9 protein-coding genes are annotated in these 14,874 nt (G+C 62.3%); 8 read left to right on the forward strand and 1 reads right to left on the reverse strand.

Annotation, left to right across the window (positions count from 1 at the left end; all coding sequences use genetic code 11):
• Positions 1-15: 15 nt before the first annotated feature.
• Together IRI77_RS00405 and IRI77_RS00410 are read left to right on the forward strand one after the other, a co-directional pair.
• The gene (locus IRI77_RS00405) at positions 16-1,773 is read left to right on the forward strand and encodes an O-antigen ligase family protein (protein WP_194450122.1); all 1,758 of its coding nucleotides are present in this window, start codon (positions 16-18) and stop codon (positions 1,771-1,773) included.
• A gap of 63 nt (positions 1,774-1,836) precedes the next feature.
• Positions 1,837-2,661, forward strand: coding sequence for a hypothetical protein (locus tag IRI77_RS00410; protein ID WP_194450123.1), 825 nt, complete (start codon positions 1,837-1,839; stop codon positions 2,659-2,661).
• 50 nt (positions 2,662-2,711) lie between these two features.
• Here IRI77_RS00410 and IRI77_RS00415 read toward each other — a convergent pair whose 3' ends face one another.
• Positions 2,712-3,800 carry a GTP-binding protein gene (locus tag IRI77_RS00415; protein WP_194450124.1) on the reverse strand — a complete coding sequence of 363 codons (1,089 nt, stop codon included), beginning with the start codon at positions 3,798-3,800 and terminating at the stop codon, positions 2,712-2,714.
• Positions 3,801-3,818: 18 nt separating this feature from the next.
• Here IRI77_RS00415 and IRI77_RS00420 point away from each other — a divergent pair, with 18 nt between their 5' ends.
• From IRI77_RS00420 to IRI77_RS00445, 6 genes are all read left to right on the forward strand, one after another.
• Positions 3,819-5,876 (forward strand): beta-galactosidase, encoded by a 2,058-nt coding sequence (locus tag IRI77_RS00420; RefSeq protein ID WP_228486535.1) that lies wholly within the window; start codon positions 3,819-3,821, stop codon positions 5,874-5,876.
• 4 nt (positions 5,877-5,880) lie between these two features.
• Complete coding sequence (locus IRI77_RS00425) at positions 5,881-8,139, forward strand: glycoside hydrolase family 38 N-terminal domain-containing protein (RefSeq protein ID WP_194450125.1); 2,259 nt, start codon at positions 5,881-5,883, stop codon at positions 8,137-8,139.
• Between the two features lie 53 nt (positions 8,140-8,192).
• On the forward strand, positions 8,193-9,473 hold the full coding sequence (locus tag IRI77_RS00430; protein ID WP_194450126.1) for a hypothetical protein: 1,281 nt from the start codon (positions 8,193-8,195) through the stop codon (positions 9,471-9,473).
• A 59-nt stretch (positions 9,474-9,532) separates the two neighbouring features.
• Positions 9,533-9,871 carry a PadR family transcriptional regulator gene (locus IRI77_RS00435; RefSeq protein WP_194450127.1) on the forward strand — a complete coding sequence of 113 codons (339 nt, stop codon included), beginning with the start codon at positions 9,533-9,535 and terminating at the stop codon, positions 9,869-9,871.
• A gap of 15 nt (positions 9,872-9,886) precedes the next feature.
• Positions 9,887-12,559, forward strand: a complete 2,673-nt coding sequence (locus IRI77_RS00440; RefSeq protein ID WP_194450128.1) for an ABC transporter permease — start codon at positions 9,887-9,889, stop codon at positions 12,557-12,559.
• 114 nt (positions 12,560-12,673) lie between these two features.
• Positions 12,674-14,839 carry a carbohydrate binding family 9 domain-containing protein gene (locus IRI77_RS00445; RefSeq protein WP_194450129.1) on the forward strand — a complete coding sequence of 722 codons (2,166 nt, stop codon included), beginning with the start codon at positions 12,674-12,676 and terminating at the stop codon, positions 14,837-14,839.
• Positions 14,840-14,874 lie beyond the last annotated feature (35 nt).

Consider the following 14,874-nt stretch of genomic DNA (forward strand, 5'->3'; position numbering starts at 1 on the left):
TAGTGTAGATCCTGAATGGGGATCCTGCTTCCAGTCACCCTCGCTCTACTGCCTCTCCTGATTCTGCCCAGTGTTGTTTTTTACTATGACATCACGCCGAAGCTCGCGGTACTACTATTTGGCGCGGGCCTCGCGCTTTTCTGGTTTGAGCAGAATCGCCGGGCCCTGATCTCCCTTTGGACTGGAAAGTCCGGACGCTGGATCATCCTGATTCTCGGCGCGCAGCTATGTTCCTTGTTGCTCTCCACTCTGGGCTCGCAGAACCCCTGGTTCTCAGTGGGCGGCAGCACATGGCGCCGCTTTGGCTTGCTATCGCAGGGTGCGCTTATCCTCTTCACACTTCTCGCGGCGGCCCAGTTCTCCACCAACCGCGTCATCCTGCGCCGCGCGTTGCAGGCCATCGCCCTCTCGGGTTGCGTCATGGCTCTCTACGGCATGGCGCAATACCTGGGCTGGGATCCCCTGCTGCCCCCTACCTCCTATCTCGCCGGCGAAGGCATCTTTCAGATCGTGCGCCCGCCCGCGACACTGGGCCATGCCGGATACTTTGCCACCTACCTGCTCTTCACCCTGGCCGCTGCCTTGGCCACATTTCCGTTCAACCGGAAACTCGCCTGCTGCTCGGTCGTTCTGATGCCTGTAGCCATCGTGCTCAGCGGCACCCGCGCCGCACTCCTAGGACTGGCCGTCGGGGCCGTCTGCCTGGTCCTCCTCCGCCGGCCCTCGCTCCGGACAATCAGCATCGCCTCTGCCTGTGCGGCGGCTGTCTTGGTTCTGTTATTAATCAGCCCGGCCGGCGGGAAACTGCGGGCTCGGGTAAAGTGGTCCGCCGACGATGCCAAGGGTGGCGCTCGCATTCTGCTCTGGCGCGACACGCTCCACCTGGCTGAAGCCCACGCCCTCCTCGGGAGCGGTCTGGACACCTTCGGAACCGCATTCCCTCGCTACCAGTCGGTGGAGCTCTCGCGCGCTTACCCCGACTTCTATCACGAGTCCCCGCATAACATTCTGCTGGACACGCTCTCCAGCCAGGGCGTCTTCGGCCTGCTGATCCTCCTCGCCCTGTTGGCTCTCGGCTTCCAACACGCAAAAGGAAACCCGGAACTCGCCGCCGGCCTGGCCGCCGTGTTCGTCAGCCTGCAGTTCACGAGTTTCACCATCGCGACGTCGCTCGGGTTTCTCATTCTCATCGCCACGCTGCTGCCGCCGGTCAGCCTTCACGAATCCAAGCCCAAAAATAACTCGTGGAAAATTGTGCCGGCCGTGCTCGCGGTGTGTCTGATCTTCGCAGGGATGCGTGTCATGTTGGCTGACTTTACGTTTCAGCAGGCCAAAACTGCGCTCGACGCAGGCCGGATCAGCGACGCGATGGGCGAATACCTTGCCGCCGGTGCCTTGGCGAACCTGGGTGGCCGGCCCGATCTCTATTTCTCGCGCCGCTTCACCGCGGCTCGCCGTCGCCCGGAAGCTCTGACCGCCGGAGTGCAGGCGGCCGCCGGCCCGGAAGATCGTCCGAACGGCCTCTACAATCTGGCGGCGCTTCACTCGGCATCGAACGATGCGGCTGCCGTGGAAGCGGATCTCCGCGCCGCCATCGATGCCTCGCCCCAATGGTTCAAACCGCACTGGACCTTGGCCCGGCTGCTCGCCGGACAAGGCAGGCGGAACGAGGCAAACCGGGAAGCAGATCGAGCGGTTGAACTGGATGGCGGCAAGCATCCGGAAGTGACACTGGCCCGAGACCGGATTCGTTTGGGCTTGAAACCGTATTAGCTTGTATTCTATGGAGTTAGGTTCTACAGTGAGGGCAGACATCTTAGCCTGGGGGCATACACGATGCGATTGAAACTCTACTTGGTGACAACATTGGCGATCGGACTCTCCTGCGCCGCCTGGGGAGCGGTCCCTGCCGGCGCGGCCCACGACAGCGAGTCTGAGCCGATCTCCATGCTGTTTGATTCCGAGTTGGCCTCCGGGCTGGCTCTGGCCGACACCGTGCCCGGCTCCACAGCGGCGGTTCTGCCCCAGTTGGCGTTCGGAGGCGGCTGGTACACGGCCATGTACTTTTCGAATGCTACCAACGCCCCAACGACTGTCACGGTCAACTTCTTTGCCGGCGATGGCTCCGCTTTGAGCGTGCCACTGGCCGGTCTCGGGCCTGTTTCCAGTCAGACCGTCACGCTGAATGCGAACGGGACCGGGATTCTGGAAGCGCCGAACACAGGTGGACTCTTGCAGGGATGGGCCGAGGCGATTCTGCCCCCGGGCGTGAGCGGCTACGGCGTATTCCGCCAGTCGGTATCCGGGCTGCCCGATCAGGAAGCGGTTTCGCCGCTCAGCGATGAGACAAAACAGGTGGCCAACTTGACCTGGGACGAGACCAGTTTCGTAACCGGCGTGGCGACCGTCAATCCCAGTGGTTCGGCCACGACGGTTTCCGTAACCGTATATGGCGACGATGGATCCGTGATCGGCACCAGCAGTTTTGACCTCGCCGCCCACGGTAAGACCGCCTTCGTTTTGCGAGATCTGCCGGGCTTGGCAGGCATCACGGCCCGCCGCGGCTATGCCCGGTTCTCCGTGACGAATGGGGCGGTATCCGTCCTCGGCTTGCGCTTCAACGGCACCGCTTTCACGTCGATTCCAGTGACCTATCCGTAGAAATAAGAACAAGTTCGGCCAGCGGTGGACGCCCGCTGGCCGAACGCCCGCTAGCCAGTGTGGCTGGATTCCGCCACAATGTGATCCAAACGCCGCTCCGGCTTCGGCGGCGACGGCCGGAAGGCCTGCAAATGCTCGTTCTCCCAGGACCCGGCCCGGCCGGTAGCGGTCCTGACAATCTTCTCCATGATGGCCGGATCCCCAGTCGCGCGTAGGTTGAGCGTCAGCGCGTGATCCAGGGCAAACGAAGCCGTCAGGTCACCGTCCACCCCCGGTTCCTCCCCATTCCGAGTCACGCTCGCCTTCACATAGCCTGTCGACGCTCGGTCCAATACCTTCAAATGTGCAATCTGAATCCCAGCCGCACTCAATTCTGTATCAATCTCATCCAGGATAGGACCGGCCAGTAAGGCCGGGCTCAGGGGCTTCTTCAGCCGGATCTCCCCGCGCCAGTTCAGCCAGCCGAGAGCGGCTTCCGCCTCGGCGTAGCGCGCATAGTCCACGTTCTGAAGCAGTTGGCTGCCCGCGATCCGCTCCTGGTTCAGCACCGCGTCCAGCCAGGCGTCCACCTGTTGGCCGGTCCGCGCGCTCAGGTGGAAGTCGGCTCCGGGCGGCATGGCCCTGCAAAGGTCGGCCTTGCTGAAGCACAGCAGATCGGCTTCATCCAGTTGATAGCGGTAGAGGTAGGACAGATCCGCATGTGCGTCGCCGGCCTGCATGCGGACATACTCGTCCGGATCAGCCAGCACCGTAAACGGAGCCAATTGAAACTGATCGGCGTAGTACGCCTTCAGCGGCTGGAGGATGGTCGCCGAAATGTCGATGCAACTGCCCACCGGTTCGGCGAAGATGACGTCGGGTTGGTGAGCGGCCAGCGCCGCTGCCGCGTCGACGAGGTCAGTGAGCCGGCAGCAGAAACAGCCGCCTGTGACCTCGCCGGTGTCGACGCCGTGCACTCCGGCGAACTCTGTGTCCACCAGGGCGCCGCCCTGGTCGTTTGTGATGAGTGCGCAACGGAGCCCCGATCTCCCGAGAATCTCCGCCGCTTTCAGCAGCAGCGTGGTTTTGCCCGCGCCCAGGAACCCGCCGACGAGGACGAGAACTGGACGCTTTGATTTGGCTTCGAAACCGGACTCCATGGTGTTAAAATCCCCAGCGTGAAGCAAATCGCTATTCTACTCGCCTCCCTGTCGCTGGCGCTGGCCCAGCCGCCCAAGATCCCGACCGTGCTTTACGGCGCCGCCTACTACCAGGAGTACATGCCGTCCGACCGGCTCGATAAGGACATCGAGCTGATGAAACAGTCGGGCCTCACCGTCGTGCGGCTGGGCGAGTCCACCTGGACCAGTTGGGAACCCAAGGAGGGGCAGTTCGAATTTGCGTGGATGGACCGCATTCTTGACGCTTTGCACAAGGCGGGCATCAAGGTGATCATGGGCACGCCCACCTACTCCATCCCCCCGTGGCTGCACGCCAAGCACCCGGAGATCATGGCGGTTCACCTGGATGGGTCTACGTCGACGTACGGTATCCGCCAAAATATGGATATCTCCCATCCCGCCTATCGCTTTTACTGCGAGCGCGTGATCCGCCAGATCATGGCCCACTACAAGGACCATCCGTCGATCATCGGCTACCAGGTGGACAACGAGACGTCCTACTACCAGTCGGCCGGGCCAGTGGTGCAGAAGGGGTTCGTTGATTACTTGAAGAAGAAGTTCGGTTCGACGCAGGAGCTGAACAAAGTGTGGGGGCTGGTCTACTGGGGCCAACTGGTGCAGGGCTGGGACGAACTGCCCGCCCGCGACGGCATCCTGAACCCTGGCTACAAGGTGGAGTTTGAGCGCTTCCAGCGGACCCGCGTGACCGACTTCCTCGACTGGCAGGCGCGCATCGTCAACGAATACAAGCGTCCGGGCCAGTTCGTGACGCAGGACTTCAGCGGCGGCGTCCACACCGACATCGACCAGTGGGCCATCGCCCGCAGTCTCGACATCGCGTCGACGAATCCCTACTACAGCGTCCAGGACGAGCTCGACTTCCAGACGGCTACGCTGACCGATGACGTCGCTCGCTCAGTGAAAGACGCCAACTTCCTGGTCACCGAGACGAACGCGCAGACCATCGGCTGGGACTCGAAGGGCCAGTTTCCGCCGTACGACGGCCAACTGCGGATGAACGTCTATGGACATCTGGCTGACGGCGCAAACATGGTCGAATACTGGCATTGGCACTCGCTCCACTATGGCCAGGAGACCTACTGGAAGGGCGTACTGTCGCACGACCTGCAGCCGAACCGGATCTTCAAGGAGTTCTCTCAGGTGGGCCATGAACTGCAGAAGATCGGGCCGAAGCTGGTGAACCTCAAGAAGACGCAGGACGTGGCCATACTGTTTTCGGCGGATTCGTATCACGGCATCCGCTATATGCCGTTCTCGGACAAACACGACTACATGTCGCTGCTCCAGCAACTGCACAAGACGCTGTATCGCCTGAATGTCGGGGTCGACATCATCACACCGGAAACCAAAGACTTGCAGCGCTACAAGGTGATCGTGGTGCCGCCGCTGTATGTCGCCTCCGATACCGTACTCAACCGTCTGGCCGAATACGCGAAAAACGGCGGCCACCTGTTGCTGACGTTCAAGAGCGGATTCACCGACGAATACGACACGGTACGCCCCGTGATGGCGCCTGGTCCGCTGCGCGAGGCGGCCGGTTTCCACTACCAGGAGTTCTCGTCGCTCAAACAGACGCTGGCGCTGAAGGGGGATCCGTTCAAGGCCGGTGAACAGAATCAGGTGTCCACCTGGATCGAGATGATCGAGCTCGACACGGCGAAGGCGCTGGCGTATTACGATCACCCATTCTTCAGCCGCTATCCCGCCATCACCCGCAACGAATTCGGGCGTGGCTCGGTTACTTTTGAAGGCACCGTCCTATCGGACGAGTTGCAGATGCGGGTTGTCGATACCGTACTCAAGCAGGCTGGCTTGGACGGCCCCGACCGCCAACTGCCGGCCGCCATCCATGTGAAGCACGGCACGGGCAATAGCGGCCACGCCATGCACTACTACTTCAATTACTCAGGCTCTCCGCAGAGCTTCGCCTATCCGTACTCCGGCGCCGTGGACTTGCTGACGGGCAAGCCGGTTGCCAAGGCCCAGTCGGTCACCTTGCCGGCCTGGGACGTGATCATCGCTGAAGAGCGCTAATTCCATGCCAACTCGTAGAGATTTGCTCAAGTCGACTTTACTATCGGCCGTACCCGCCGTGGCCGCTGCCGCACCGGCCGGCGGCATCCGGCACATCGATATCATTCATCACTCTCATACCGATGTCGGCTACACCGACATGCCTTCGGTCTGCCGTGATTTGCAGGTGCGGTTTCTGGACGCCGCGCTGGAAACCTGCATGCGGAATCCGCACTTCCACTGGACGTGCGAAGCCACATTGACGGTGGACGACTGGTGGAAGGGCGCCGCCCCGGCTCGCCGCGATCAACTGGTCAAAGTTGTACAGTCGGGCCAGATGGACGTCTGCGCGATGCCGTTCAACCAGACCCCATTCATGAACGCGGCGCAATGGAAGCAGGCGCTCGACTGGCTGCCTAACCAGGTGCAGCGCGACCTGCGGATCAGTGTAGCGATGCAGAACGATGTCAACGGCATGCCGCGCGCAGGCGCCCTGCTGCTGCTGGACCGCAACATTCACCATCTGCTGATGGGCATCAACGCGGATATGGGCGGCCCGCCGTTCCGCCGGCCTTCGGCCTTCCTCTGGAAGATGCCGGACGGCCGGAAGATGTTTGTCTGGTTGGGCGACCATTACGGCACTGCGTACTCCTACTTCGAGCCCAAGAACTGGCAGCACGGCCAGGCAAAAGGCGCGACCACGACTTTGCGGCCTCCGTACGCCGGGGATCACCTCAAAGTCGATGAGGATTCTCTCCGCGCCGCCCACGCGCACCTGACCAAGCGGCTGGAGAAGCTGGCGGCGGACGGGTACTCTTACCAGCGGCTGCTTCTTTCTTATACAAACCAATGGCGTTACGACAACGATCCGCCCTTCCCGCCGCTGGCGCCATTCATTGATGCCTGGAACAAGCTGGGCTTGCAGCCCACGCTGCGGTTCACCACGGCGACACAGGCCGTGAAGGACATGGAAGCCGAATTGGGTTCGAACGTTCAAATCCATGAAGGCGAGTGGACCGACTGGTGGGCCAACGGCGACGCGTCCGGACCTCGCGAAGTAGCCGCTTCCCGGGTGGCGAAACGGCAACTTGACGCGGTGTTTTCGCCGGTTTGGGGCGAGCCGACTAAGCGGATCCTGCGGCGTTCGGCCGAGATGTACAAGGACCTGTGCCTGTTCGACGAGCACACGTGGGGCGCGAACATCTCGGTTTCGCAGCCCGACGCGCTGGATACTATTGCGCAGTTCACTGAGAAAGCCCTGCTCGCCTATCGGCCCATGGGCCATTCCGAATGGCTGCTGGGCCAGCGCGCTCGCACTCATTTCTGCGGGAAACCGGCCGGGCTGTATGCCGTGAACACGGCGCCGTTGCCCTATACCGGATGGGTCAGATTCCCAGGGATCGACCGGGCGGCGGCGTGGGTGAACAACCTGCCGGCGCGGGCGGCTACGGTCATCGGGGCCGCGGCACCAGAAGCTTCGGATAAGGTTGAGCTGCGGTTGGATCCCAGCGGCTGGCCTCAGTCGGCCCGTTGGCCCGGGATGACGGAATCGCTGTTTGCCTCCGGGCTGGGCGATATTCTGACCGTCTTCATCAAACCGCCTTTCAAGCGGTCGTCCTCCATGCATCCGGCACGGCTGGATCGTCTGGAGGCGACGTACGGGCAAACAAAAGAGGAAAAGACCGCTTACACCCGGATCTTCACCCAGCCGATCGTCCATCCCTCGTTTGCCACGGCTTCACGGCGGTTGGAGGTGTTCCGAGACCAGCCTCGCGCCACTTTGACGGTCCGGTTCGACCGGATCTCGAACACGGCCCCGGAAGTGATCTACATGATGACGGAACTCCCGTTGAAGGGGGCACTGCCGCGCTTCTCGACCGGCGGAGTGCCGTACACCCCGTTCACTGATCAGTTGCCCGGCTCGTGCCGCGACTACTTCGCCATTGATTCCTGGGCGCACTATCAATCACCCGCCGGCCACTGGCTGTGGGTGACAAAGGACGCTCCGCTGGTGTCGGTGGGCGGCCCGCATACCTGGCAGCGGATCCAGGAGAAACCGGCTGATCCGGAGCGGCTGTGGACCATGCTCCTGGATAGCTTCTGGCACACGAACTTTGTGGCCAACAGCCACGGAGTCATGGAGTTCCAGTTCGAGTTGGCGTGGTCGCAGCAGGCGCCCGACGCGCCCGCTACAGCGGAGACTCTGCTCTCTACGCCCATCGTTGTCGACCATCCGGCCGTGGAGGCTTGCCCTGAATTGATGAAGAGCCTTTTCACTACCTAGCGGAACATTCCTAGGGGCTTCCTCGTAGTACAGACAGTCGAGGTGTGCCCCAGATGCCGTTTGTGTCGTCCGATCAGAGTTCGTCATCCTCCGCCAGCAGGCCGATGGTGATCGCGCTCTTCGTCTCCACCTGCCTGCTGTCGATCGTGTCGTGGTTTACGACGCAGCAGGGCATGGCCCTTTACCTCTCGCCGTGGTTTGCGTTCCTGGCTTCACTCGGTGTTCAATCGGCGCTGGTGCTGGTGGCCTGGCTTGTCGGGTTCACTAACTCGCGGCGCGGCTTGCTCATCACTGTCTATGCGATGACGGCTGCCGTATCCGTGGCGTTCTCGTATGTCAGTCTCTATACCTGGTTCTCTGAGAAGGAGCGGCCTGCGCTGGTGGAGCGGAAGTTGTATGACACCATCCAGGACTCTTCCGGCAAGACAGACCAGGTCCTCTCGAGCGCGATCGCCGAAGCACGCAAGCACGTCGTCGCGCTGGACGAGATGACCGCCGCGGAGAAAACCCACGGCTACATCGCCCGCGCCCAGGATTCCGATCCCTATCTGGCGAATGTGCGCGAATCCGTCGCGCGGGAGGCGGCGAGCCTGGGGAGCGGGTTCAAGGAAGGCTCCGGTGACGGGCCGCGCTACACCGCATTTGACCGCTATACGAAGCTCGCGCGCCAGTCGTTGGAGCAGATGCAGACATCGCAGCGAGCGCTGGCCGACTACCGGGCCCAGGTGAAGCCGCTGGATCCGTCTGAGCAGCAGATCCGCAAATACCGTGAAGTCTACGACGCCGTTCCGTGGACGGACGTTCAAACCCAATTGCACGGGGCTCGCGTGGAACGTCCGCCGGTCCCTTCCCTGAACGACAACATCGACAAGACCGCGACCAACCAGGAAGACATGCTGCTGGCGTTTACTGAGTTGGTGAGCGCTCCGACCGGCCGCCACGTCTTCGCTTTTGTCCTGGCAGCTTTTATTGACTTGATCGTATTCTTTCTTGCGTTTGCCTCAGGGCCATACTTCCATGGTTCGCCGGAGCAGCGCTGGTATGCCGGTTCGGCTGCGGTGGATGGCAGCGACAACCAGGTGTTTGTCCGCGATCTGCTGCGGAAACTGGAGCCTGGGCCGGGCGGATTGCCGCGGGTTGAGGTGTCGATCCTGACTCCGGGCGAGCGCCAATTGTGCCTGCTGCTGGCGTCCAAGGACGCGGCCACTCTGGTGGAAGAAGACGGGAAGCGGTACTACCTGCTGAACGAGAGCGTACACGAGCAACTGGTAGAGTCGCTGAGCACGCGGGGCATGCCGCTGCGCGGTTCCCCGAAAGTGGCTCAGGCGCTGTAGCTCCTGACTGTTTACTTGACTAGCCGGGCGGCTCTCGTGATAATTGCCATAGTTTAACTATGGCAGACCAGAAACGCGACGAAATCCCGCCGGGCACCTTGTACATGCTCATCCTGCGTACGCTCGCCCGGGGCGGCGAGATGCACGGCTATGAGATCGCGAACGCCATCCAACGCGGGTCAGAGGAAGTCCTGCAGGTGGAAGAGGGCTCGCTGTATCCCGCCCTGCAGCGCATGCTCATTAAGGGCTGGGTGGAGGCGGAGTGGGGCGTGACCGCCGGCAACCGCCGCGCGCGGTATTACCACCTGACCAAGCTGGGCCGGGAACAACTGGAACAGGAACTGTCGCAGTACCGGCGCGTCAACATCGCGATTGAGAAGATCCTGCAATCCGCCTGACGGGGAGGAGCGCGCATGAACTGGCTTCGAGAGATCTGGCGCCGGGTGAAGTTCCTTAGCCACCGCTCCCAGGCGGAGGATGACCTGGCCGAAGAGATGCGGCTGCACCTGGACCTGCGAGCGGAAGAAACAGGGCGAGACGAATCCCGGCGCCGGTTTGGGAACGAGCTGTTGCTGCGGGAAACCAGCCGGGAAGCCTGGGGCTGGCGCTGGTTGGATTCCCTATCGCAGGATCTGCGCTATGGCGGCCGCGCGCTGGCGGCGCACCCCGGGTTCACCATCACCGCAGTCCTCTCCTTGGCGCTTGGCATTGGGGCCAATACGGCGATCTTCTCGATCGTCAATGCGGTGATGCTGCGCGCCCTGCCGGTGGAAGATCCGCAGCGGCTGGTGCAACTGCGCTCAGGCAAGAACGGGTCGTTCACGAATCCGATTTGGGAGCAGGTGAGAGACCACCAGCAGGCGTTCGCCGGCACGCTGGCTTACGGGGACGGGCGTTTCGACCTGGCTTCGGGTGGAGAGAGCCGGTTTGCGCAAGGGCTTTGGGTGAGCGGCGATTTCTTCCGGGTGCTGGGGATCGCTCCGCTGCGGGGCCGGCTGCTGACAGCGGAAGACGATCAGCATGGCGGCGGGAAATCCGGACCGGTGGCGGTGATCAGTTACGCGTTCTGGCAGTCGTACTTTGGTGGAGACCCGGCGGCGCTGGGGAAGACGATCACGCTGGATCGGCATCCCTTCGAAATTGTGGGCGTGACGCCGCCTTACTTTACTGGGCTGGATGTCGACAAAGGGTTTGACGTCAGTATTCCTATCGGCTGTGAACCCATCCTCCATACCGATATCAGCGCTCTCGACCATCGAAGCTGGTGGTGGCTGCGCATCCTGGCGCGGCTGAAGCCTGGCGATAGCGTGCCGCAAGCCGAAGCCAAGATCCAGGCGCTGCAGGGAGAGATCCGGCGGGCGACGATGCCCACGACGTGGGAAGAGGAAGACCGCAAGAACTTCCTCAAGGATGCCTTCCAGCTGCGCCCGACGGCGACAGGGTTCTCATCGACACGGGACCGGTATCGCCAGGGCCTGTTCACCTTGATGGCGGTGGTGGGACTGGTGCTGCTGATTGCGTGCGCGAATATCGCGAACCTGCTGCTGGCCCGGGCGGCGGCCCGCCAGCGCGAGATCTCGATCCGCATGGCGATTGGGGCGGGGCGGCGGAGAGTGATCCGGCAACTGCTCACGGAAAGCCTGCTGCTCTCGGGGCTGGGCGCCTTGGGTGGGTTTGTGTTCTCTCTCTGGGGCAGCAGGCTGCTGGTAAGGCTGTTCTCCACAGCCCTGGACCCGCTGGACGTGAATGTGTCGCCCGATCTGATGGTGCTGGCCTTCACCTCCGGTGTGGCACTGCTGACGGGTCTGCTGTTTGGCCTGGCTCCGGCCTTCCGGGCGACCAGCGTTTCGCCGAACCACGTGCTGAAGGAGAACGCACGCGGGGCAATTGCCGGCGGTTCGCGATTCCGTCTGGGCAAGATGCTGGTGGCAACGCAGGTGGCGCTTTCGCTGGTGCTGCTGGTGGGCGCCGGGCTGTTCCTGAACTCCTTGCGCAACCTGCTGGGCACGTCGATGGGGTTCGATCGCAGGAACGTCACGCTGGTGCAAGTGAACACGCTGGAGAAGGTCCCCAAGGAGCGCAGGGTGGAGCTCTTCCGCACCATCCTGGAGCGTCTGCGCACCGTGCCGGGTGTCACCTTGGCGGCCAGCAGCCTGATCACTCCGGTGAGCCACCGGGGTTGGAATCAGTTTGTTTTTCCGGAAGGGTATGCCGCGCAATCGCGCGAAGATACGCTGACATGGTTCAACCGTGTGTCCCCGGGCTACTTCCGCACCATGTCCACGCCCCTGCGGGCCGGCCGCGACTTCGACTCGCGGGATACAAAGAGTTCGACGAAGGTCATCATCATCAACGAGGCGGCGGCGCGGCATTACTTCGGCGGGGTGAGTGCGATTGGAAAGAACGTCGGCATGGATCTCGACGGGAAGACGGGCGAGAAGGAACTCTTCCAGGTGATCGGGATCGTCGCCGATACGAAGTATGTCGATTTGAGGGAAGAGACGAAGTTGAGTGCGTATCTGGTGACGACGCAGGAAGCGGAACCGCGCGGAGAAACCAATTTCATCCTGCGATCGGCTGTGCCCGGGGCGACGCTAACCAGCGCGGTGCGCGCGGCGATCGCGGAAATCGATCCCGGGCTGGCGTTGGAGTTTCGCGACTTTGAAACGCAGGTGAATGAATCGCTGGTGCAGGAGCGGACGGTGGCGTTGCTCTCGTCGTTCTTTGGGGCCCTGGCGTTGATGCTGGCGATGATCGGGCTCTACGGGGTCACGTCCTATGCCGTGCTGCGGCGGCAGGGCGAGATCGGGATCCGGATGGCGCTGGGCGCCTCGCAAGGGTCAGTGGTGTGGCTGGTGCTGCGCGATGTCACGATGATCCTGGCGGTGGGGATGGTGCTGGGGATCGCGGCTTCGCTGGCGGCCGGGCGGCTGGTGACCGCGATGTTGTTCGGAGTGAAAGCAGCGGATCCGGCGACGCTTGCGGTGTGTGCGGCGGTGCTGGCATCGGCTACGACGATGGCCGGTTTCGTGCCGGCGCGCCGGGCCTCGCGCCTGGATCCAACGACCGCCTTACGCGACGAGTAGCCGCTTGACGGAGCGGGGGGCGGGTTGACATGATCGAATGGCTCCGTGCCAAGATATTCGGTCCTGTTACTCCTTATTGGCTTACCACTACTCGCCCAGGAACAGACGAGCGGGGTGCCGTCGATTCACATCCCGAAGGTCACACGCGCGCCGAAGCTGGCTGATTTCATCGAGGGCACGCCGCGTGAGGCGGAGTGCGTCGTCACCGACTTCCGGCAGATGGATCCGGGGGACGGCACGCCAGTCTCGCAACCCACCGCGGCATTTCTCTCTTATGACGAGAAAAACCTGTACGCGGCGTTCATTGCCAAGGACGATCCGAAGCTGATCCGCGCTCGGGTTGCCAAGCGCAAGCAGATTCTCACGGACGACCGGATCACGATCAACATCGATACGTTCCACGATCACCTGCACGCCTACTGGTTTGACGTGAATCCGTATGCAATCCAGTTCGACGGCATCACCACCGATGGGTATGGGGATGACTTCAGTTGGGAGGGGTTGTGGCACACGGAGGCGAAGATCGTTGCCGACGGGTATGTCGTGCTGATTACGATCCCTTTCAAGACGCTGCGATTCCCGGATGCGGAGTCGCAGACCTGGGGCGTCGTGCTGGGCCGCTTCATCAACCGCAACAACGAGTTCTCGATGTGGCCGTTCGTCACCAGGCGGAAGCTGCCGCAGTTTGTGGCGCAGTTCGGCCACATGGAGGGACTGCGAGGCATCTCGCCGGGGCGCAACTTGTACTTCACCCCGTATGGACTGTTGTCGAAGTCGAGGTATCTGGACCAGACGGTGGCGGGTCCTCCGGTGATGGCGCGGTCAACGGATCCACGGGCCGGGCTGGACGCGAAGATGGTGATCAAAGATGCGCTGACGCTGGATATGACTTTGAATCCGGACTTCAGCCAGGTGGAGTCGGATGAGCCACAGGTGACGGTGAACCAGCGGTTCGAGGTGGTGTATCCGGAGAAGCGGCCGTTCTTCATGGAGAATGCTTCGTACTTCAACACGCCGCAGAACCTGTTCTTCTCGCGGCGCATCGTTGATCCGGAGTATGGGATCCGGCTGACCGGGAAGCTGGGGCGGTGGGGGATCGGTGTGCTGGCGGCGGATGACCGGGCTCCAGGGAAGAGTGTTGCCTCGACGGACCCGCTGCACGGGAAGCGCGCCACGGACGCGGTGCTGAGCCTGCAGCGCGACCTGTTCCACGACTCCCACGTGCGGCTCTTTGTGACGGATCGTGAGTTTTCGAACGGCTACAATCGCGTCGCGGCGTTGGATACGCGGCTTCATTTCAGCAGCAAGTGGTTCCTCACCGCGCAGGGCGCCAACTCGCAGACGCGGCTGCTGGACGGCACGCAGCTATCGGGCAGTACGTATTACGCGAAGCTGAACCGTCAGGATCGAAAGCTGCAGTACTACACGACGTATACGGACCGCAGTCCGGGCTTTCGAGCGGATCTGGGCTACATTCCACGGGTCGATATCCGCGAAGTGAAGAGCCGCATCGGGTACAAGTGGTGGCGGGAGAAGGGCGCGCTGGTGAACTTCGGTCCGGCGTTGATCGTGCTCGGCAATTGGAACCGGCGCGGGCAGACGCAGGACTGGGAAGCGGACCTGGAATGGAGCATGGAGTTCAAGCGGCTGACTTCCCTGATTGCCACCCGCGGCGAGTCGATGGAGCTGTACCTGGGGCGTGAGTTCCGGAAGAGTTCGAACTATGTGCAGTTCAAGACGGAGTGGCTGAAGTGGCTGGCCTGGAGCAGTTCGTACACCAATGGAGCGGGTGTCAACTACTATCCGGCGTCCGGGCTGGCTCCGGAGTTGGGCGACAGCCAGAATGCCACGGCCGAGCTGACGTTGCGGCCCGTCAACCGGCTGCGACTGGATGAGACCTACATTTACAGCCAGTTGAAGACGCGTAAGGGGTGGAGCGGCTTGCCAGTGGTGGTGAGCGTCTATAACAATCACATTGCCCGGTCGAAGCTGAACTACCAGTTCACGCGGGAGTTCTCGTTCCGCGCGATTGTGGACTACAACACGGTGCTGCCGAATACGTCGCTGGTGTCGCTGGAGCCGGCGCGGCGAGCTGGCTACGACCTGCTGTTCACCTACCTGCTGCATCCGGGAACGGCGATCTACGCGGGCTATACGGACATCTACCAGAACCTGGCGCTGGATCCTTCGCGTCCGCCGTATCTGCGCTACACGAATTACCCGGACTTCAATACGGGCCGGCAGGCGTTCGTGAAGCTCAGCTATCAATTCCGGTTCTGAAACAGAGAAGGCCGGGCCCGCCACGAGTGGCAAGT

The organism is Paludibaculum fermentans (genome assembly GCF_015277775.1).
Classification (GTDB): Bacteria; Acidobacteriota; Terriglobia; order Bryobacterales; family Bryobacteraceae; genus Paludibaculum; species Paludibaculum fermentans.

Bases quoted from the DNA above. Each gene is read 5' to 3' on its own strand.
- IRI77_RS00410 (WP_194450123.1), top strand. From the start codon at position 1,837: ATGCGATTGAAACTCTACTTGGTGACAACATTGGCGATCGGACTCTCC.
- IRI77_RS00415 (WP_194450124.1), bottom strand. From the start codon at position 3,800: ATGGAGTCCGGTTTCGAAGCCAAATCAAAGCGTCCAGTTCTCGTCCTC.
- IRI77_RS00435 (WP_194450127.1), top strand. From the start codon at position 9,533: ATGGCAGACCAGAAACGCGACGAAATCCCGCCGGGCACCTTGTACATG.
- IRI77_RS00425 (WP_194450125.1), top strand. From the start codon at position 5,881: ATGCCAACTCGTAGAGATTTGCTCAAGTCGACTTTACTATCGGCCGTA.
- IRI77_RS00440 (WP_194450128.1), top strand. From the start codon at position 9,887: ATGAACTGGCTTCGAGAGATCTGGCGCCGGGTGAAGTTCCTTAGCCAC.
- IRI77_RS00405 (WP_194450122.1), top strand. From the start codon at position 16: ATGGGGATCCTGCTTCCAGTCACCCTCGCTCTACTGCCTCTCCTGATT.
- IRI77_RS00430 (WP_194450126.1), top strand. From the start codon at position 8,193: ATGCCGTTTGTGTCGTCCGATCAGAGTTCGTCATCCTCCGCCAGCAGG.